A 20,001-nucleotide genomic window follows, 5' to 3' on the forward strand; every position below is an offset into this window, starting at 1 on the left:
AGCACCGACGAGGGCGCCCCGGCGACAGACGCGGCCTCCACCCGCACCGAGTACAACGCAGAAGGCCAGGAGACGAGCTCGCTGGCGCCCGGGGCCACGACCGCCGCGACCGAGACGACCTACAACGACGAAGGCCAGGAAGTCCTGGCCGAGGAGCCCGACGGCTCGGAGACCGAGTACGACTACGACGCCACGGGCGAGATGGAGTCCGAGTCCGAGCCCACCGACGCGGGAACCGCGACAACCACCTACCAGCACGATCTCGACGCTCGCACAACGCAGTCCGCCGCGCCCGACAACGCGGTGACCACGTACACCTACGACCTTCTCGGCCGTCAGACATCGGCCGGTGTCGGGTCGCAGAACCGCTCCACGACCGTCTACAACAGCCTCGGGTGGGTGCTTTCCGAGACCGACTTCGACGGCATCGTCAAGACCAAGACATACGACGCATGCGGCCGGGTAGTCTCCGACTCGATCGGGGGCCTGGTGACGACACAGACCTACGACACGGCAGGCAGGCTGCTTACCAAGTCCAACCCCGACGGCAGCTCGGTCGCCTACACCTACGACGTCTTCGGACGCCTCGTGTCCGAGCGACAGGTCGCGACCGACGGGACGAACGCCAAGCAGGAGACGACCGCCTACGACAGCGCGGGACGCCTCAGCCAGACCTACGACTCGTTCACAGGCACGACGCGGACCTACACCTACGACGCGGACGGCAAGAGCCACCTGACCGAGACCAGACCCTCCAAGGACACGACCGTGACCGCGAACGTCGACTCGCTCGGCGTCCTGGATTCGCAGTCGGTACGAGTGGCGAGCGCGACGGTTGATCGGTCGCTCGTGGCCACCGACGTCGCGGGCAGGGTCACCCAGAGCAGGTCGAACTCGTTTGGCGCCGGATACGTCACGGCATATGACGAGCCGGGGCGCATCGCAGCCGAGGGCTCGGCAGCCGGCTCGTCCATTGCCGGACTCAACCCCGCGGGCGCCGGCGGCGTGACCTACACCTACGACCCCGAGACCGGCAAGAAGTCCTCTGAACACTTCGGGTTCACGTACCAGTCTCGTACTGAGACCGACACCTACACCTACTCCAAGACCGGCCGCCTCGTGAACGCCAACGTGGCGGGCGTCACGACCTCCTATGTCTACGACCCCGGCACCGGGCGGCTGACGAGCTACACTCGGGGCAACGAACCTGCTGTCACGTTCCACTACAGCACTGTCGGCCGTCTGACCGCCGCAGGAGCGACCGTGGTCACCCACGACTCCCTCGGACGCAGGACCGCCCAGGGACCGAGTTGTAGCCCAAGCGCCAGGACCTACACCTGGACCGGCGAGAGACTCCAGCGCTTCACCGACTCGCAGGCAGGCGTCGTCGCCACCTACGTCTACGACGCGAACGGCCAGCGCATCAAGAGCGTGGTCACCCAGGGCGGCGTCACGACCACGACGACCTACGTCTACGACGGGCTCACGCTGAGGTCCCTTGCCGCCAGTGCGACCAACGGCACTTCCTACTCGATCGACTACGCCTACGACGAGACCGGCGACGTCTTCGCGGGGCTCTACCGCGCGGGCACGTCGGCGCCGGTGCGCTTCCAGATCGTCACGACCGACCGAGGCGACGTGCGCGAGCTCCTCGACGCCAACGGTGCCGCCTTCGCCTTCTACTCCTACGACGCCTACGGCAACCCGGTGAGCACCCTTTGCAGCGTCGGGACGGGCAGCGCGATACCCGCGGCGACCGCGACGGCGATCTCGCACCAGCCGCTTCGCTACGCGAGCTACGCCTTCGACGAGCACTCGGCGCTCTACTACCTCTCGCAGCGCTATCTCGACCCTGCTACCATGCAGTTCATCTCCAAGGACCCGGCACGCGCCGACGGGGAGGAGAGCGCGTACCAGTACTGCGCGGGCGAGCCTGTGGGGAAGATCGATCCGAGTGGGGAGTACGCCGAGGCAGGTGGAGGCGGAGGACTGGCGCGCTCGCGGATTCTCATGGTTCCGACCGTTGGCCAGGTCAACCGCTACCTGTGTTGGGCCGCCAGCATCAAATGCGTGTACGAGTACGTCTTCAAGAAGAAGATCGCCCTCAGCAAGGTCGCGAGCAAGGGCGGCGGCGAACGGTCGGGTGCGAATCTGGAACAAATGCGGACTATTCTCGGGAAGCTGGGCATCCACGCGGACAGCCAGTCATCAAGGGCTAGTCACTTCAACATGAAGCTACAAGTGTCCACGGGCCATCCCATCATAGCGCTTGGCTCTGACGTGTGGCCCTTGTCCCGGCATGCAGTAGTAATCTACGGGTATGAGGGACGAAATGTCTGGGTGATGGACCCCGGGGAGCGTGACTTCAAGGGCCACAAGGTGTCCCGCCGATGGACGAACAAGTGGTGGCACAAGCATCTCGGCATCAGCAAGTGGTGGCACCAGACCTTGTATAACATCAGGAAGGCATAGGTTCTGCGATGACATCTCGCGCGGGCTGGATGAGTGCATGCCTTCTGCTTGCAGTGTCCGCACTCCTTTGCGGCTGCACGGCAATCGCAGCTGTGAGCCTCGGGAAGCGGTTGGAGGCGACCAAGACCGATCTTGACGACGTCCTGGCGATCTCGACATCGCCGAAGTCGGACTGGGTCGCCATGACCAGGCTGGACGAAACGGGCGAAGACACGGTGATTGCGGTTGTCGACCCGTCAGCGGAATGCACGGTTGCCACTATGGCTGGCTCCTCGGCCACGGTGTGCGGGGACGGAGTCTACTACTGGGAGCGCGACGGCGACGTCGTGTTGTTGCGCTCCGACGAGACGACCGTCGTCGTGGAGAAGACCCCCATCGTCTTTCCGACACTAAGACCGTCACCCGACGGCAGACGACTGTTTCTCTCCGGCGTCGCCGGCGACGATCTTCTGAGCTACGTGCTCGATCTCAGCGCGGGCGAGACGAGCACGGTTGACGCATCGTGGAGCACCGTTCAGGACGTGAGCTGGCTCTCTGACAGTCAGACGCTTCTGGTTGAATCGTTCGCAACTGAAGGACCGGACGACAACTCGACCACGGGCATGTACCTGCTTGGCCCGGACGAGACCATTCGAGGGCGCCAATGGCAACACGATGCCATGAGCCCGTGTGTCAGCGGGGAGCTTGTGGCCTACTACACACCGGCGTACGACCCGTCGTTTGGCGGCATGCACAAGAATCCCCGCGCGGAATTCCGTCTCGTGATTTGCGATCTTGAGTCCCGGCAGGCCATCGCCTACTGTGATCTGCCGAGTCCCTGCCTGCCGTACCGTTCCCCTCAGTGGACGTCGGACGGGCGACTACTTCTCTGCTTGGAGCGAGCAGCAGGGTCGAACGACGCCGTGAGGGAGGTGTGGCAGGTATCGCTGCCGTAGACCCCTTCAGCCGGCGACCGTCCCTGCAGCGCATCGGACGCGAGTCGATTCAGGATGTTCACGCGTTGCTGAAACAGGGTGAAGGTTCAATGAGACTCGCGCGAACACTCGCCACACTATCGTTCTGCGCCATTCTGCTCGGCTGCGGTCAATCAACATTGTCCGAGGCTCAGGTTCGTGGGGTGGCGGTTGACTACGTCTCGGCACTGTGTCGCGATGACAGCGCGGTTGTGGCGCAACTCACCAGTCGCCAGAGCGAACCGCACGGGCCAGGAGAACTCAGGGAAACTCTGTTTGGCAGCGCGAACCCATTCGCCCCTGCCTCGGTGTCGGTCTACGGTGTCGAATCCGCGCGAGCTTCGAGCCTGGTTCGCCTCGAAGTCGTTGACACTTCCGCTGCACCCCATGATGTGGATGTGATCGTGTTCTCTGAAGATGGTGTGGGCGTAGTTGGCGCAGTCAGCTCGGCCGACCCGCAATAGTAGACGACGATCGGCAGCCATGTCACGCCGTTCGCGTGCCTATGCTGACCCGGTGCCTCGCATTCTCCTCGGCCAGCCAACACTCGTAGCCACGCCCGGGCGCGTGTGTGATATACTCCGCAGGTTGTGTTCCGTACCTCCGCCTGAGATCGGCGCTTCACCGCCGCCGACCCCGGACGAAGGCGCATCAGAGAGATAGGTGAAAGAGAATATGCCACTGTCTAAGGACGTAATCGAGTCTATCGTCTCCGAACACGCCCGCACCGAGGGCGATACCGGATCCCCGGAGGTCCAGGTCGCACTGCTCACGCAGCGCATCCGCGATCTCACCGAGCACCTCAAGCTCCACAAGAAGGACCACCACACCCGTCGTGGCCTTCTCCAGCTCGTTGGCCAGCGCCGCCGCCTTCTGAACTACCTCAAGAAGACCGACGTCGAGCGCTACCGCGCAATCGTCGCGAAGCTAGGCATTCGCGGGTAAGAACCCACATGGGACACCGAAGGCGGGGAATCTCACCCCGCCTTCGTTCTACGGACCGCCCGATGCGGACCGCAGCAGTACAGCTTCCGGACAAGGGGTTCGGGAGCGAGGGAAGAGGAAGAAGAGAGATATATGTCCAAGATTGTTGAGAGTTTTGAACTGTACGGCAAGGAATACACGCTCGAGACAGGCGAGCTGGCCAAGCAGGCCGGTGGAGCCGTCGTCGTCCGCCAGGGCGACACCGTGGTGCTCGTCACCGCTACTGCCTCCAGCCAGCCCAAAGACCTCGACTTCTTCCCGCTCACGGTGGATTTCGAGGAGCGCATGTATGCAGCAGGCAAGCTCCCGGGTGGCTTCATCAAGCGTGAGGCCCGTCCGAGCGAGAAGGCCATCCTCACCGCCCGTATGATCGACCGTCCGCTGCGCTCGGCGTTTGCAGACGGTTTCCGCAACGAAGTCCAGGTCATCGCAACGGTGCTGTCGGTCGACCAGGTCCACCAGCCCGACGTGATCGCGATCATGGGGGCCTCGGCAGCCCTGCTCGCCGCCGGCATCCCGTTCGAGGGCCCGCTTGCAGGCGTGCGCGTCGCGCGCGTGGGCGGCGAGTTCCTCGTCAACCCGACATTCGACGAGATCGAGGAGTCCGAGCTCGACCTCGTGGTCGCAGGCTCGCGCGATGCCGTCTACATGATCGAGGCCGGCGCTTACGAAGTCTCCGAAGACGACATGCTTGCCGCGCTCATGTTCGCGCAGGAAGCTATCGCGGAGTTCTGCACCGCCCAGGAGAAGCTCGTCGCGCAGTGCGACGTCACTCCGATGGTCGTTCCGCTTCACGTCATTGACGAGGCGCTCGCCGAGCGTGTCTTCTCCGCCGGCGCCGTCGAGATGCGTGCCGCGCTGCACAACCCCGACAAGCACAGCCGCATGGACAACGTCGCAGCCGTGAAGGACGAGATCCTCGCAACCTTCACCGAAGACGAGCTCGCCGCCGACGGCAAGGACATCAAGGCACTCCTCAAGAAGCTCGAGAAGAAGACCATGCGCACGATGGTTCTCGAGGAGGGCGAGCGTGCCGATGGCCGCGCACTCGACGAGGTGCGTGCCGTCTCCGGCACCGCCGCGTACCTGCCCCGCGCGCATGGCTCGGGACTCTTCACCCGCGGCCAGACGCAGGTGCTCTCCGTCGCCACCCTCGGCATGCTCTCCGAGTGGCAGCGCATCGACACCATCGACGTCGCCGAGGGCAAGCGCTACATGCACCACTACAACTTCCCGCCGTTCTGCACCGGCGAGACCGGGTTCATGCGCGGCCCCAAGCGCCGCGAGATCGGCCACGGCGCCCTCGCCGAGCGTGCCCTGCTCCCCGTTATCCCCGCCGAGGACGTGTTCCCGTACACGATCCGCGTGGTCTCCGAGGTTCTGGAGTCCAACGGCTCGAGCTCGATGGGTTCGGTCTGCGGCTCCACGATGGCACTCATGGACGCCGGTGTGCCCATCACCTCGCCGGTCTCCGGCATCGCGATGGGACTCATCAAGGAGGGCGACGACGTCGCCGTTCTCTCCGACATCCAGGGCCTCGAGGATTTCCTTGGCGACATGGACTTCAAGGTCGCGGGTACGGAGAAGGGCATCACCGCACTTCAGATGGACAACAAGGCCAAGGGTCTCTCGCACGAGATCCTCGAGAAGGCGCTTCGCCAGGCCAAGGCGGGGCGTGCGCACATCCTTGGCAAGATGATGGAAGCGATCGACGTCCCGCGTGATGCGCTGTCCGAGTTCGCGCCGCGCATCCTCACCATCAAGATCCCGACGGACAAGATCCGCGACGTCATCGGCTCCGGCGGCAAGATCATCCGCGGCATCCAGACCGAGACCGGCGCCCAGATCGACATCGAAGAAGATGGCACGATCTACATCGCATCGAAGGGCCTCGGCGGCGAGGAAGCGCTCAAGCGCATCAACCTCATCGTGAAAGAGCCCGAGATCGGCGAGCGTTACACCGGTCGCGTCGTCTCGATCCAGGCGTTCGGTGCCTTCATCGAGCTCACGCCCGGCAAGGACGGTCTGCTTCACATCTCGCGCGTGGCCAATGGCCGCGTCAACAAGGTGGAGGACGTGCTGTCTGTGGGCGACGAGGTCGAAGTCGAGATTCTCGAAGTCGACGATCGCGGCAAGGTCTCGCTCGACCGCATCAACAAGCCGGACGCTCCGCCGTCCACCGGTGGCGACCGCCCCCAGGGTGATCGCCCGCACGGCGACCGGCCCCCGCGTCGCGACGGTGGCGGTAGCGGCGGCGACCGCAAGCCGCGCCGCCGGCAGTAGCTGCAACGCCGACGGGGCGGGCCGCATCGCGGTCCGCCCCGTTTCGCATAACACCGCGCCACCCGAGCTCATTGCGAGAAAGGCCCGAGATGTTCTATCGCAAGACGGTCCTCGAGAACGGTGTCACCGTTATCACGGAGTCGATAGACACGGTCCGATCGGTTGCGCTCGGCATATGGTTCTCCGTCGGAAGCCGCGACGAGTCGGAGCCCGAAGCCGGGATGTCCCACTTCATGGAGCACATGATCTTCAAGGGCACCCCGTCACTCACCGCGGCGCAGATCTCCGAGACCTTCGACGGCCTGGGCGCCGAACTCAACGCCTTCACCTCCAAGGAGTACACCTGCTTCTACGCGCGGCTCGTTGACGAGCATCTGCCGGTGGCTGTCGAGGTTCTCTCCGACATGGTGGTCTCCTCTCTGCTTGCCGACGACGCGGCCGAGAAGGAGCGCGAGGTCGTCATCGAAGAGATCGCGCGCATGGAGGACACCCCCGACGACCGTATCCACGAGATCTTCTCGCGGGCTCTCTGGCCCACACATCCGATCGGCCTGCCTATCCTTGGCAGCAGGGAGACCGTCGGAAGCTTTGGCCACTGTGCGGCTTCTGCCTTCCACACGAAGCACTACGTGACAGGCAACTGCGTCGTCGCCGCTGCGGGCAATCTCGATCACGACAACGTTGTCGCGCTCGTGCGCACGCACCTGAACCTGCCCGAAGGCCCCTGCAACGCGCGTCCGAGCGCGGCGGCGGTCTCCTCGTCCCGACTCACCGTTCTCGACAAAGACACCGAGCAGGCGCACATCTGCTACGGAGTGGCGACCATGAACGCGCATCACGAGGACCGATTCGTCCTCACTATCCTCGACACCATCCTTGGCGGAGGTATGTCGTCGCGTCTCTTCCAGGAGATCCGCGAGAAGAAGGGCCTGGCCTACTCGGTCTACAGCTTCCATTCGCTTTACCGGGACACGGGCCAGCTCACGGTCTACGCCGGGACGCGCCCCTCCAACACCGAGGAGGTCGTCCGCCTCATCCAGGCCGAGGTCGAGAAGATGCGCATCTCCGGAGCCGACGGCGAGGAGCTCCACCGCGCCAAGGAGTCCATCAAGGGACACCTCGTGCTCGGGATGGAGTCCACCCGCAACCGCATGACCCGCCTTGGCAAGAATCTCGTGACCGACGGGGAGCTGCTCTCTGCCGATGAGCTCGTCGAGCGCATCAACGCCGTCACGGCTGCAGACATCAAACGCGTGGCCGAGGAGACCTTCGGTTCCGAGCGTGTTCTGGCTATCCTTGGCCCACACTCTGCGGAGTCAGTCTCGCATCTCGTCGGGTGAACGGAGGACGCATCATGATCGATGTACTCGTGACCGGAGCGGCGGGCAAGATGGGCCGTGAGGTCGTCAAGGCCGTCACGACCGCCGACGGAATGCAGGTCGTCTCGGCCGTCGACCCCAGTTGGGCCGGGCGCTCGGTCGACGACGGCGCGGGTGGCAACGTCATGTGCGATGGCAAGCTCGCGGACGCGATCGCACAGACCCGCCCCGATGTCATGGTCGATTTCACGCACCCGTCCGCGGTCGAGGAGAATCTGCGCACCGCGCTTGCCGAGGGTGTGGACTGCGTTGTCGGCACCACCGGCCTGTCGCCGGAGACGCTGTCCGGACTCGCGGACTCGGTTCCTGAGGGAACGTGCCTGTTCGTGGCCCCGAACTTCGCTATCGGAGCGGTGCTCATGATGCAGTTCGCGGCTCAGGCAGCCCGCTTCATGCCCAACGTCGAGATTGTCGAGCTCCATCACGACAAGAAGGCCGACGCGCCATCGGGCACCGCGCTGAGGACCGCCTCGCTCATCGCGGCTGCGCGCTCGCAGACGCCCGAGACGCCGGGGCGGGACACCGAGATCGCCGACGGTGCACGAGGGGCTATCGTTGACGCTATCCACGTGCACAGCGTTCGGCTGCCTGGCCTCGTCGCGCATCAGGAAGTCCTCTTTGGCGGGCAGGGGCAGACGCTCTCGATCCGTCATGATTCGATCGACCGCACATCGTTCATGCCCGGCGTCGTGCTTGCCGTGGCCGAGGTACCGGCGCGCTCGGGACTGATCATCGGACTCGAAAGCCTGATGGGGGAGTAGCGTGACCGCAGCCGCAGACCCAAGCGGTATCGTCGTGATGAAGTTCGGCGGCACGTCGGTCGCGGACGCGGGCGGCCGCGCGGCGATCGTCCGCCGGGTGACCGAGGCCCTCGAACTGACGCGGCATCCGGTCGTCGTGGTCTCGGCGATGGGCCGCACGGGTGCACCCTACGCGACCGACACACTCCTTGGCCTGGTCGACGGCCTTCCCGCGGACGCACGCGAGCATGACCTGCTCATGGCGACCGGCGAGCTTATCGCGGCAGTGGTCGTCGCGCACGAACTCCGGGCCGCAGGCATCGGGGCGCGAGCCTACTCGGGGCCGGAGGCCGGCATCGGGACCGATGGCGTCCACGGCTCCTCGGCGGTGACCGAGATCCACCCGGGCTCTCTGCTCGCAGCGATCGACGAGGGCGTCGTACCCGTCGTCGCCGGCTTTCAGGGCATGTCCGGGGACGGCAGGCTCACCACGCTTGGCCGAGGAGGCTCCGACACGAGCGCATGCGCGATCGGCGTCGCACTCGGAGCAGACGCAGTCGAGATCTACTCCGACGTCGACGGCGTGATGACGGCCGACCCGCGCGCGTGCGAATCCGCCGGAGTGCTTCAGGTCATCGGAGCCGACGAGCTCTTCCAGCTCGCGAAGCACGGGTCGCGTATCGTGCACACCTCGGCGGCGGAACTCGCACTCTCCAGCGGTCTTGCGCTGCGTGTGCGCAACACGTTCTCCGATCATCCGGGCACGCTCGTCTCCGACATCGCCGCCTACAAGCCGGATAGGGTCGCGACGGCCGTAAGCCACGCGACCGGGATCGTCCGCTTCCAAGTCGCGCTGCCGGCAGACGAGGGCACGCCCGCTCACATGGCCGCCCAGACCCGCGTCTACCGCGCGATGGCCGACGCAGACGTCTCGCTCGACATGTTCACGCCGATCGGCCGCGCTCTCGTCTTCTCACTTGCCGAGGACTCGCGCGAGCGAGCTGAATCCGTCCTCGGCGAGCTCGGTCTGGCGCACGACACCACGTCCGGGCTCTCGAAGATCACCCTCGTCGGAGCGGGCATGCACGGCGTGCCGGGTGTCATGGCGCGGATGGCCGAGTGTCTCGCAGACGCCGGTGTCTCGGTACTTCAGACCGCCGACAGCCACACCACGATCTCGGTACTGGTCCCGGCGGCGGACACGTCCTTGGCGATCCACGCCCTGCATGCAGGCTTCGAACTGACCGGGGGAGACTCTGCACCATCCGCATGACGCCTCGGTGACGCATCCTGCCGCACGCGGCGGCATGGACTCGCTTGTGGCACAATACTGCGGGTAGAGATGTACGTTCCGCGGCCATCCACCGCGCTGCTAAACAGGAGTACCCTCATGACGACTCCACGATTCGGCCGCATGATGACGGCCATGGTCACGCCTTTCGACGCCAACGGAGGGCTCGATCTCGCGCGCGCCCAGGAACTGGCCGTGAAGCTCCTCGACGAGGGCAGCGACGCTCTCGTCGTTTGCGGCACGACCGGCGAGTCGCCGACGGTCTTCTACGACCAGAAGCTCGAGCTCTTCCGGGCCGTCGTCGAGGCCGTGGACGGACGCGCGCCGATCATCGCCAACGCCGGCGACAACTGCACCGCCGACTCCGCGGAATTCGCGCGCAAGGTGGTCGACCTTGGCGTCGACGCCATCATGGCTGTCGTCCCGTACTACAACAAGCCGCCGCAGGAGGGCATGTACCAGCACTTCTGCACGATCGCCGGCGCGGTCGACGCTCCTGTGATCCTCTACAACATCCCCGGCCGGTGCGTGGTCAACATGGAGCCCTCCACAATCCTGCGCCTGGCCAAGGAGTGCCCCAACATCGTCGCCGTCAAGCAGGCGAATGCGGACCTGTCTCAGACCGCGGCCATACTGGCCGGAGCGCCGGAAGGCTTCGAAGTCTTCTCGGGTGACGACGAGCTCACCCTGCCGATGATGGGTCTTGGTGGGACCGGTGTGATCTCGGTGGTGAGCCACGTTGCGGGTCCGCAGTTCAAGGAGATGGTCACCGCACAGGCTGCGGGCGACCACACGCGCGCGTTGCGCATACACCTCGAACTCATGCCTCTCATGAAGGCGCTGTTCATGACCTCGAACCCCATCATGGTCAAGGAAGCGCTCCGCCTCCTTGGCTATCCCGTTGGAACGGTGCGACTGCCGCTCGTGCCGCCTACCGCCGAACAGACCGCCGAACTCGAACGCGTCATGCGCGGAGTCGGCGTGCTCGCCTGACCATCTATCGACCGAAGTCGTCGCGCTGATGCGCGGCGCGCCAATAGAACCTGGGTCTCGCCTGAGACCCCGACAGAAGGAGCTATGGACAGACTCATATGACTCATAAGAAGACGCGCCTGCGCGTCATACCCCTCGGGGGTCTTGACGAGATAGGCAAGAACATGACCGTGTTCGAGTACGGAAACGACATGGTCGTGATCGACGCGGGGATCATGTTTCCCGACGAAGATCATCCCGGCGTCGACCTCATACTCCCGGACTTCAGCTACATCGTTAAGCGCAAGGACAAGCTCCGCGGCATCATCATCACGCACGGTCATGAGGACCACACCGGTTCTCTCCCATATCTGCTGAAAGACCTCGGGCCCGGAGTGCCGATCCTCGGCACGAAGCTTACCCTGGGACTCATCAAAGGCAAACTCGACGAGCATGGCATCAAGAAGCCCAAGCTTCGCGAGATCAAGGCCGGCGGACACGTCAATCTTGGAGTGTTCGGCTTCGACTTCATCCCCGTGAACCACTCGATTCCCGACGGAGTCGCGGTCCTCATACACACGCCCGTCGGAAACATCCTGCATACGGGGGACTTCAAGCTCGATCAGACGCCGATCGACGGCCGTCTTACCGATTACCAGGCGATTGCGCGCGCGGGCAAACAGGGGGTCACGCTGCTGATGAGTGACTCCACCAACGCGGAGACATCTGGAATCACCCGGTCGGAAGCCGAAGTCGGGCGCTCGCTGCGCGACCTGTTTGCCGAGGCCGACCAGCGCATCATCGTGGCGTCGTTCTCGAGTCACATCCACCGCGTTCAGCAGGTATGTGACGCCGCGGTGAAGTGCGGACGGAAGGTCGTTGTCACCGGCCGATCGATGGTCAACAACACCAAGATCGCACGCCAGCTCGGCTATCTCGACATCGCGGACGAAGACATCGTTGACGCCTTCCAGATGGGCGACCTGCCCGCCGAGAAGGTATGTGTCCTCTCCACCGGCAGTCAAGGAGAGCCCCTGTCGGCCCTGGCACGCATGGCCAACGGCGACCACCGCACCGTGACCGTCGAGAAGGGCGATACGGTAGTCATCGCCGCCTCTCCTGTACCCGGCAACGAGAAGGCGGTCGGCCGCGTCATCAACCGCCTCGCCAAGGCCGGCGCCCACGTCAAGCATCGCGGTTCTCACTTCGTGCACGTGTCCGGACACGGGGCGTCCGAAGAGCTCAAGCTCATGCTCAATATGGTCAAACCGCAGTACTTCATGCCGATTCACGGCGAGAGCCGCCACCTGCGAGCCCATGCTGACCTTGCGATGGCAGTCGGTATCGAGGAGCGCGACATCTTCATCATGGAGAACGGCACCTGCCTCGAGCTCAGCGAGAAAGGGGCCCGGCTGGCCGAGCGCGTCGACTCCGGTGTCGTCTACGTCGATGGCCTGTCAGTCGGCGACGTAGGCCAGGTCGTTCTCAGAGACCGCCAGCTCCTGGCTCGCGACGGCATCGCCACCATCATCATCGCGATCGATGACGCCAACGGTCGGCCGGTGGGCGAGCCCGAGCTCGTCACGCGCGGCATCGTCTTTGGCGCAGAGGGCGACGAACTGCTCGACGAGGCCCGTGCCCGCATCGCCAAGACCCTCGCCAAGACCGCCAAGGAGGGCGTCACCGACCACGCGGTCATCAAGAACGCCGTCCGTGAGTCGCTGTCCCAGTTCATGTGGGAGCGCGTCCGGCGTCGTCCGATGATCATCCCAGTGGTCATGGAGGTCTAGTGGAGGTTCTGCAAGCCACCATTCTCGGCGTGGTGCAGGGCCTCGCCGAGTTCCTTCCGATATCGTCTTCCGGCCACTTGAAGCTGATCCATGAGGGTCTGGGGTGGAGTGACTTCGGTCTTGCGTACGACACGTTTCTGCACGTCGCCACGCTTCTTGCGGTAGCGGTCTACTTCAGGTCGGACTTGGTTCGCATGGCGCGCTCGGCCTTCTCGAGCGAACCGACCCGGGCCGACGACCGGCGTCTGGCGTGGCTGGTCGTGGCCGCCACCGTCCCCACCGGCGTGATCGGACTCGTCGGGAACGGCTGGTTCGAGGACGCGTCACTACTGTGGATCGGCGTGGCCTTCCTCCTGACCTCCGTCGTGCTCATTGCGGCCGACCGGCTCTCCAGAAGCGTCGCCCCTCCTGCGGAGCGGCTCGGTTGGGGTCGTGGCCTGCTCGTGGGCGTTGCCCAGGGACTCGCGATCATGCCCGGGCTCTCACGCTCCGGCGCGACCATGTCAGCGGGTATGGCACTTGGTCTGGACCGGGAACAAGCGGCCCGGTTCTCCTTTCTGCTCTCCGTCCCGATCATCTTGCTCGCAGCCGTCAAGCAGGGGATCGATGTCCTTGGCGATGCGCAGACGTTGCCGTCACTTCCAGCCGTCTTGGCCGGATTCATCGCTGCAGCCCTCACTGGCTACGTAGCCATCGCACTACTCATGCGCCTGCTGCGGAACCACACGTTTCTGCCCTTCGCGGTCTACACGGCATTGCTGGGCTCTGCCGTGATAGTCTGGCAACTGGCAGGCTGACGTGACAGGGAAGCGTATGTCCAAGAAGCGCAGCACAAGTACCCCTAGTGGTCGCCGGCCGTCGGGGCCTGCGGCCCGTCCCGCCGCCGCACCGCTCATCGACGGCGAGCTCAAAGGGGAGATCATAGGCGTTGCTCTCTCCGCTTCCGCCATCGCCCTCGCGATCGCGGTGCTTACCGAGAGCACCGGTATCCTTGGCCGCGCCGTGTCCTCATTCTTGCGCATGGGCTTCGGGATCGGCGCATACGCCATCCCGGTCGTACTCCTGCTGTGGGGCGTCAGCTTCTTCGTCCACGCATTCGCGATCAGCGAGCGGCGCGTCGGAATCGGCCTCGGCGTCGTGCTCATGTCCTCGGTATCGCTCGCGGCGGTCTCCGCGCCGGTAGCGACGCAGTGGGACCGAGTCGTGGTCGAAACCCTCGGGGGGTATCTCGGCGGCGGCATCGCCTGGGCGCTACGCTCGCTCGTCGGTGTGTCAATCGCATACGTCATCCTGGGTGCAGGCGTGCTCATCGGCCTTGTGATCACAGGACTCTCCATCGCGTCGGTCTTCGATTGGGTCGCAGAGACCATCCGTCCCATGCCGGAAGAGGGTCCACAACCACGTCAGGCACGAGAGCGGTCGCCAAAGACCCTGCCGCTCGAGGACCTGGACGACTCCATGCTCCCCGACATCGCACGCTCGAGGCCCGTGGACCGCAAGCAGCGCGAGGCTGGCCAAGGAGACCCGGAACGCAGGCGGGAGACCGTCCCGACACCTCCGGCAGCTGCGCCTCGCCGGATGGAAGGTTTCGAGCTGCCCCCGGCGTCGATCCTCGCGGTGACCTCGGAGCCCGCCGGCCGCCACCGTGCGTCAGACCGCGAACTCAAGATCACCGCGACACTCATCGAGGACACGCTTGCGACCTTCGACGTTCCGGCTCACGTCAGGAACTGGATATCCGGCCCTACGGTCACGATGTTCGAGCTGGAGCTCCCGCGCGGTGTCAAGGTCAACCGCGTGACCACGCTGGCCGACGACCTCGCGCTCGCGCTCGCAGCGCCGACCGTGCGCATCCTGGCGCCGATCCCGGGCAAGTCGCTGGTCGGCATCGAGGTGCCCAACGAGCGGCGCTCGACCGTCACTCTCGGCGACGTCCTACCCGCTCCGGCAGCGCACGAGGGCGGCCCGCTTCTCCTTGGAATCGGAATGGACGTGTCGGGGGACAACATCCTCGCAGATCTCGCGACCATGCCCCATCTGCTCATCGCGGGCTCCACCGGCACCGGCAAGTCGGTGTGCATCAACGCGCTGCTCACGTCAATCTTGATGCGCGCCACCCCCGCCGAAGTGCGCCTCATTCTCATCGATCCCAAGCGCATCGAGCTGTCGCTCTACAACGGAGTACCGCACCTCTACGTCCCCGTCGTGACCGAAGCCAAGGAGGCCGCCAGCGCACTCGCGTGGGCCGTGAGCGAGATGGACTCGCGCCTCAAGCGGCTGCAGAAGGCCGGCGCGCGCAACATCGGCTCCTACAACTCACTCGTTCAGCAGGACAAGGCCCCTGAGGGTGACGAGGAGATGCCCTACATAGTCATCGTGATCGACGAGCTTGCCGACCTCATGATGGTGGCCGCCAAGGAGGTCGAAGACTCGATCTGCAGGCTCGCCCAGCTAGCTCGTGCCGCCGGCATCCATCTCATCGTCGCCACTCAGCGACCGAGCACCGACATCATCACCGGCCTCATCAAGACCAACATCACCAACCGCATCGCGTTCGCCGTGGGCAGCAGCATCGACTCGCGTGTCATCCTGGACCAGACGGGCGCCGAGAAGCTCGTCGGCCTAGGCGACATGCTCTTTACGACCCCGGCACTCGTCAAACCCAAGCGTATCCAGGGTGCGTACGTCTCCGAAGGCGAGATCTCAGCTGCGGTAGCACACCTCAAGGCCCAGGCGGAACCCGACTACCACGAAGAGATACTCCATCTCAAACTCGCCGCGACCGGCGGGGGAGTGGACATGGGCGGTGGGGACGACGACCCGCTCATCTGGGAAGCTGCCGACATCGTGGTCACCTCGGGCATGGGTTCGACATCGCTTCTCCAGCGCCGTCTCAAGGTCGGATACGCCCGCGCAGGCCGTATCATGGACATGCTTGAGTCTAAGGGTATCGTAGGCGCACCTGACGGCAGCAGGCCGAGGGACGTCTTCGTCGACATCGAAGACCTCGAGTCGCTCAAGGCCTTCGAGAGACACGATCGCACAGGAGAGGATGGGGACGAGTGAACAGGACTCTAGGCGAGACCCTGTCCTCGGCGCGCCGCGCGCTGGGCGCCTCGATGGCCGATGCCGAGCAGGCAACCCGCGTCCTCGGCAAGCACCTCGAAGCGCTCGAGCGCGGTGAGTATGACACGCTGCCGAACACAGCGTACGTCAGGGGCTACATCATCAGCTACGCCAAGTTCCTTGGCCTTGATCCGGCGCCGCTTCTCGAGCTCTATCGCGAGGAGGCCGGCACCGTGGCGCTCGAGCCCCTTCGCGCCCGCGAACAAGTAGTCGCCTCACGGGACCACGCGCACGCTGTGCCGCGAAGGACCGGACTGGCCATCGTCGCGGCCATCGCGCTTGTCGCCCTCGCAATCTGGGGAATCGGCCGACTCGTAAGAGGGCCTGAGACAACGCCGCCAATACCCAACTTGGCCGAGGAGACAACCACTCCCGAGCCCTCTGAGCAATCTCCGCCAGGAGAGTCGGACGCCGATGCACCGACGGAACCTGCGGTCGAGACCACCGGGACGACGGTCACCGGCACTCCGTTCACCGTGAAGGTCGACATCGCCGCCGGCGGAGCGTCGTGGCTGCGCGTCATCGTCGACGGGCTCAAGGCGTACGAGGGTACGCTCAAGGGCGGAGAAGAGCGCGAGTGGGAGGTCACGGACGAGGTGTCCATCCGGATCGGCAAGCCGACGGCGGTCACCGTCTATCGCGATGGGACACTGGTCGAAGAGATACCAGAGGGCGAGATACCCACGCTCACGCTCACTGCCGACCAACCCTAGACCAGAAGGAGAGGCCCACATATGGCCAAGGACGAAAGCTTCGACGTCGTATCGACCGTTGACATGCAGGAGGTCGACAACGCCGTCCAGCAGACGATCAAGGAGCTGGCGCAGCGCTACGATCTGAAGGGCACAGGGTCCTCGGTCACGCTGGACAAGTCTGCCGGTTCGATCACGGTCGCCGCGCCGAGCGATTTTGTGTCCAAGCAGGTCATCGACATCCTTGGCACCAAGCTCATAAGGCGCAACGTCGATCTGAAGGCGTTGCAGTGGGGAACCCCCGAAGCCGCGTCAGGGGGCAGCGTTCGGCAGGTCGGCACGGTAGTCAACGGCATCGAGGCCGATATCGCCCGCAAGATCAACAAGGACATCAAGGACGAGAAGTACAAGGTCAAGGTCCAGATCGAAGGCGACAAGCTGCGGGTATTCTCACCGAAGCGCGACGTCCTGCAGGAGGTCATCGTGTTCCTCAAGCAGCAGGACTACGGAATCCCGCTGCAATTCGTCAACTACCGATAGCGTTGACCTCCCCAGTCCGCATTCACATCCTCACCCTCGGTTGCCCCAAGAACGAAGTCGACAGCGACCGCATGCGCGCGCTAGTCGGTTCCTCGGCATACCGGCTTGTCGACGACCTCGACGATGCCGACGTAGCGATCGTCAACACGTGCGCGTTCATCCAGGAGGCCGTCGAGGAGTCCATCGACGTCGTTCTCGACCTCACGGGTGAGTGGCGCGATGGTGCTCCCGGCAGGCGGATCGTGGTCACAGGCTGCATGCCATCGCGCTACGGAGACGATCTCGGCGAGGCGCTCACGGAGGCCGACGCGCTAGTACCCGTGGCCGAGGAAAGCGCGCTGCTGGCGACCGTTGAGCGCCTGACGGGCGTGCCCGCCGCGGCCGCGGCCGGGTCCACCCGCACGGCGTCGGGGCCGAGCGCCTACCTGCAGGTATCCGACGGCTGCTTCCGCCGTTGCACCTACTGCACCATCCCGGGTATTCGCGGACCGTACCGGTCGGCTCCTCTCGCGGCTCTAGTCGCTGAGGCCCGCATGCTCGCGGGCGACGGTGCACGCGAGATCGTTCTCATCGGCCAGGACATCTCCGCCTACGGCCGTGATCTGGACGGCCCGGAGACGCTTTCCGACGTCATCCAGGCCGTATGCGCCATCGACGAAGTCGCGTGGGTGCGCCTGATGTACGTGCAGCCCGACGGCGCCACGGACGAGTTGCTCGACACCATGCGCTCCGAACCCAAGGTCTGCCACTACCTCGACATGCCGCTGCAGCACGTGAGCCCGCACATCCTCCGGGCCATGGGCCGTTCCGGCTCTGCCAAGGAGTACCTGGCGCTAGTCGCCCGCATCCGCGATGCACTGCCGGGAGTCGTGCTGCGCACCAGCCTCATCGCGGGCTTCCCGGGCGAGACCGACGCGCAAGTGGAGGAGGTTGTCGACTTCCTTGGCCAGGCGCAGCTCGACTATGCGGGCGTGTTCGTGTACTCGCCCGAGGACGGGACGGCCGCCGCCGACATGGCGGGACTGCCGCACACCGAGGTTCGCATCCAGAGGTCGAACCTGGTGCGCGCCACAGCAGACGACATCGGTCTGGAGAAGGCAGCGCAGTGTGTTGGGAGGACCCTCGACGTGCTGGTCGAAGGGGTGGACGAGGACGGCACGCCTGTGGGACGCTGGCGCGGTCAGGCGCCGGACATCGACGGGGTCGTCCTGCTCGATCGGTCTGCGACCGGCGGGGACATCGTGCGCGTCCGAATCACCGACGCTCTCGGCTACGATCTGGAAGGCGAGATTACGTGAAGAACCTGGGTCTCGCGAACAAGGTCACGATACTGCGGATGATCTTCATCCCGGTGGTTGTCGTCGCCATGCTCGCACGCCTTCCCAACTGGGGGCCCTGGTGGGCAGCCGGACTCTTCACTCTGCTCGCGGCGACCGATGCCGTGGACGGATACATAGCCCGTTCGCGCAACGAAGTGACGAACTTCGGCAAGCTCATCGATCCTCTCGCGGACAAGCTTCTCATTACCGCAGCGCTCGTAGTGCTGGTCGAACTCGGGACCATCTCCTCGTGGATAGCGCTGATCATCATAAGTCGCGAGCTCATCGTCACCGGCCTGCGCATGGTAGCCGTCGCGGAAGGTCGCGTGATCGCAGCCGGCGCGTACGGCAAGGTCAAGACGGTCTTTCAGATCATCGCTGTCGTGGCGTTCATCCTGAAGGACACGGAACCGATAGAGGCGCTCGGCTCGGTCTACGCCATCGCTGCTGACGCTCTCGCGTGGTCGGTGATGGGCATCGCACTCGTGCTCACCGTTGTCTCGATGATCGACTACCTCTACCACGCTCGCGACGTCATCGTCGGTCCGTGGAGCGCGAGAGGGTCCGACTGAGCCGCAGGAGGCGAGAGATGTCGGGTACCCGGGGCACTGCAGCGGTCGTGACCGTCGGCAGCGAGCTGACGACGGGGCTGCGGCTCGACACGAACACGCAGGAGATATGTGCGGCGCTCACACTGCACGGCTACATGGTGATCGAAACCGTGAGCGTGGCCGACGATACCGAACGACTCTCCTTGGCGATCGAGCGACTCACGTCGGCGAACGACCTCGTGATCGTCACCGGCGGCCTTGGTCCGACTCACGACGACATCACCCGCGAAGCGACTTCGCGGGCCCTAGGGCTCGGCCTGGCCGAGGACCCCGCGATCCGGGCGCAACTCGAGACGATCGCTGCGCGTCATGCGGACCCGGAGGCGGCTCTGCAGGTCTTCGTGCAGGCGCAGGTCCTCCATGGGGCACGCGTGATCTCACCGACAACGGGCACCGCGCCCGGGCAGGTCATCGAGACCGACACGTGCGTGCTCGCATTGCTTCCCGGCCCGCCGCACGAGATGCGGCCGATGCTGGCGGACGTCCTTGGCACGGCAACCGGGCCGCAGGCGCACGTGATCCGTTGCGCCGGAATCAGCGAGTCCGATGCGCAGGTCACGGCGTTGCGCGTGCTCGCAGCGCACCCGGGAATCGATCTCACGGTGCTGGCTTCGCCATGGCTCGTCGACGTCGTGCTGCCTCCGGCGGGCGCTGACGAGTCCGCCCTGCTTCAAGCCGGGGACGAGGTTGCAGACGCGCTGGGCGAGTGGTGTTTCGCGCGTGACGCGTCGACGACCCTCGCAGGCGCGACCGTGTCAGCCCTGCGTGAGCGCTCGCTCACCGTCGCCGGCGCGGAGTCGTGCACTGGCGGGATGATCGCCGCCGCGTTCACCGATGTCGCCGGCGCTT

At 65.1% G+C, this 20,001-nt stretch carries 17 protein-coding genes; all 17 read left to right on the forward strand.

The genetic code is table 11. The annotated features are described in order from the left end of the window. A partial coding sequence (locus Q8K99_05065) for an RHS repeat-associated core domain-containing protein (protein ID MDP2181925.1) occupies window positions 1–2,472 on the forward strand: 2,472 nt, incomplete at its 5' end. Window positions 2,473–2,480: 8 nt separating this feature from the next. Next, window positions 2,481–3,407: a hypothetical protein gene (locus Q8K99_05070; protein ID MDP2181926.1), complete on the forward strand. Its 927-nt coding sequence runs from the start codon at window positions 2,481–2,483 to the stop codon at window positions 3,405–3,407. Window positions 3,408–3,496: 89 nt separating this feature from the next. Next, entirely contained in the window at window positions 3,497–3,889 is a 393-nt protein-coding gene (locus Q8K99_05075; protein ID MDP2181927.1) for a hypothetical protein, read from the forward strand. Between the two features lie 211 nt (window positions 3,890–4,100). Next, window positions 4,101–4,370: a 30S ribosomal protein S15 gene (gene rpsO / locus Q8K99_05080; GenBank protein MDP2181928.1), complete on the forward strand. Its 270-nt coding sequence runs from the start codon at window positions 4,101–4,103 to the stop codon at window positions 4,368–4,370. 132 nt (window positions 4,371–4,502) lie between these two features. Further along, window positions 4,503–6,692: a polyribonucleotide nucleotidyltransferase gene (locus Q8K99_05085; GenBank protein MDP2181929.1), complete on the forward strand. Its 2,190-nt coding sequence runs from the start codon at window positions 4,503–4,505 to the stop codon at window positions 6,690–6,692. A gap of 89 nt (window positions 6,693–6,781) precedes the next feature. Further along, complete coding sequence (locus Q8K99_05090; GenBank protein ID MDP2181930.1) at window positions 6,782–8,032, forward strand: pitrilysin family protein; 1,251 nt, start codon at window positions 6,782–6,784, stop codon at window positions 8,030–8,032. 14 nt (window positions 8,033–8,046) lie between these two features. After that, window positions 8,047–8,832 carry a 4-hydroxy-tetrahydrodipicolinate reductase gene (gene dapB, locus Q8K99_05095; protein ID MDP2181931.1) on the forward strand — a complete coding sequence of 262 codons (786 nt, stop codon included), beginning with the start codon at window positions 8,047–8,049 and terminating at the stop codon, window positions 8,830–8,832. A gap of 1 nt (window position 8,833) precedes the next feature. Beyond that, the gene (locus Q8K99_05100; GenBank protein MDP2181932.1) at window positions 8,834–10,084 is read left to right on the forward strand and encodes an aspartate kinase; all 1,251 of its coding nucleotides are present in this window, start codon (window positions 8,834–8,836) and stop codon (window positions 10,082–10,084) included. 117 nt (window positions 10,085–10,201) lie between these two features. After that, entirely contained in the window at window positions 10,202–11,095 is an 894-nt protein-coding gene (gene dapA / locus Q8K99_05105) for a 4-hydroxy-tetrahydrodipicolinate synthase (protein ID MDP2181933.1), read from the forward strand. Between the two features lie 98 nt (window positions 11,096–11,193). Next, window positions 11,194–12,864, forward strand: coding sequence for a ribonuclease J (locus Q8K99_05110; GenBank protein MDP2181934.1), 1,671 nt, complete (start codon window positions 11,194–11,196; stop codon window positions 12,862–12,864). Next, on the forward strand, window positions 12,864–13,661 hold the full coding sequence (gene uppP, locus Q8K99_05115) for an undecaprenyl-diphosphatase UppP (GenBank protein ID MDP2181935.1): 798 nt from the start codon (window positions 12,864–12,866) through the stop codon (window positions 13,659–13,661). Before Q8K99_05110 ends, uppP begins: the two co-directional genes overlap by 1 nt. Before the next feature lie 16 nt (window positions 13,662–13,677). Further along, a complete protein-coding gene (locus Q8K99_05120; GenBank protein ID MDP2181936.1) occupies window positions 13,678–15,930 on the forward strand; it encodes a DNA translocase FtsK 4TM domain-containing protein in 2,253 nt (750 codons plus the stop codon). Continuing rightward, on the forward strand, window positions 15,927–16,703 hold the full coding sequence (locus tag Q8K99_05125) for a helix-turn-helix domain-containing protein (GenBank protein MDP2181937.1): 777 nt from the start codon (window positions 15,927–15,929) through the stop codon (window positions 16,701–16,703). The genes Q8K99_05120 and Q8K99_05125 overlap by 4 nt, the downstream gene beginning before the upstream one ends. Window positions 16,704–16,724: 21 nt before the next feature. Next, entirely contained in the window at window positions 16,725–17,222 is a 498-nt protein-coding gene (locus Q8K99_05130) for a YajQ family cyclic di-GMP-binding protein (protein MDP2181938.1), read from the forward strand. A gap of 2 nt (window positions 17,223–17,224) precedes the next feature. Next, window positions 17,225–18,520, forward strand: coding sequence for a 30S ribosomal protein S12 methylthiotransferase RimO (gene rimO / locus Q8K99_05135; GenBank protein ID MDP2181939.1), 1,296 nt, complete (start codon window positions 17,225–17,227; stop codon window positions 18,518–18,520). Beyond that, window positions 18,517–19,113, forward strand: a complete 597-nt coding sequence (gene pgsA / locus Q8K99_05140; protein MDP2181940.1) for a CDP-diacylglycerol--glycerol-3-phosphate 3-phosphatidyltransferase — start codon at window positions 18,517–18,519, stop codon at window positions 19,111–19,113. The genes rimO and pgsA overlap by 4 nt, the downstream gene beginning before the upstream one ends. Before the next feature lie 17 nt (window positions 19,114–19,130). Further along, a partial coding sequence (locus Q8K99_05145) for a molybdopterin-binding protein (GenBank protein ID MDP2181941.1) occupies window positions 19,131–20,001 on the forward strand: 871 nt, incomplete at its 3' end.

The sequence above is a fragment of the Actinomycetota bacterium genome, from assembly GCA_030682655.1.
GTDB lineage: Bacteria > Actinomycetota > Coriobacteriia > Anaerosomatales > JAUXNU01 > JAUXNU01.

Excerpts from the sequence above, each read along its gene's own strand:
- dapB (MDP2181931.1), top strand. The coding sequence starts at position 8,047 with ATGATCGATGTACTCGTGACCGGAGCGGCGGGCAAGATGGGCCGTGAG.
- dapA (MDP2181933.1), top strand. The coding sequence starts at position 10,202 with ATGACGACTCCACGATTCGGCCGCATGATGACGGCCATGGTCACGCCT.
- rpsO (MDP2181928.1), top strand. The coding sequence starts at position 4,101 with ATGCCACTGTCTAAGGACGTAATCGAGTCTATCGTCTCCGAACACGCC.
- Q8K99_05120 (MDP2181936.1), top strand. The coding sequence starts at position 13,678 with ATGTCCAAGAAGCGCAGCACAAGTACCCCTAGTGGTCGCCGGCCGTCG.
- Q8K99_05090 (MDP2181930.1), top strand. The coding sequence starts at position 6,782 with ATGTTCTATCGCAAGACGGTCCTCGAGAACGGTGTCACCGTTATCACG.
- Q8K99_05130 (MDP2181938.1), top strand. The coding sequence starts at position 16,725 with ATGGCCAAGGACGAAAGCTTCGACGTCGTATCGACCGTTGACATGCAG.
- Q8K99_05110 (MDP2181934.1), top strand. The coding sequence starts at position 11,194 with ATGACTCATAAGAAGACGCGCCTGCGCGTCATACCCCTCGGGGGTCTT.
- Q8K99_05070 (MDP2181926.1), top strand. The coding sequence starts at position 2,481 with ATGACATCTCGCGCGGGCTGGATGAGTGCATGCCTTCTGCTTGCAGTG.
- Q8K99_05085 (MDP2181929.1), top strand. The coding sequence starts at position 4,503 with ATGTCCAAGATTGTTGAGAGTTTTGAACTGTACGGCAAGGAATACACG.
- Q8K99_05075 (MDP2181927.1), top strand. The coding sequence starts at position 3,497 with ATGAGACTCGCGCGAACACTCGCCACACTATCGTTCTGCGCCATTCTG.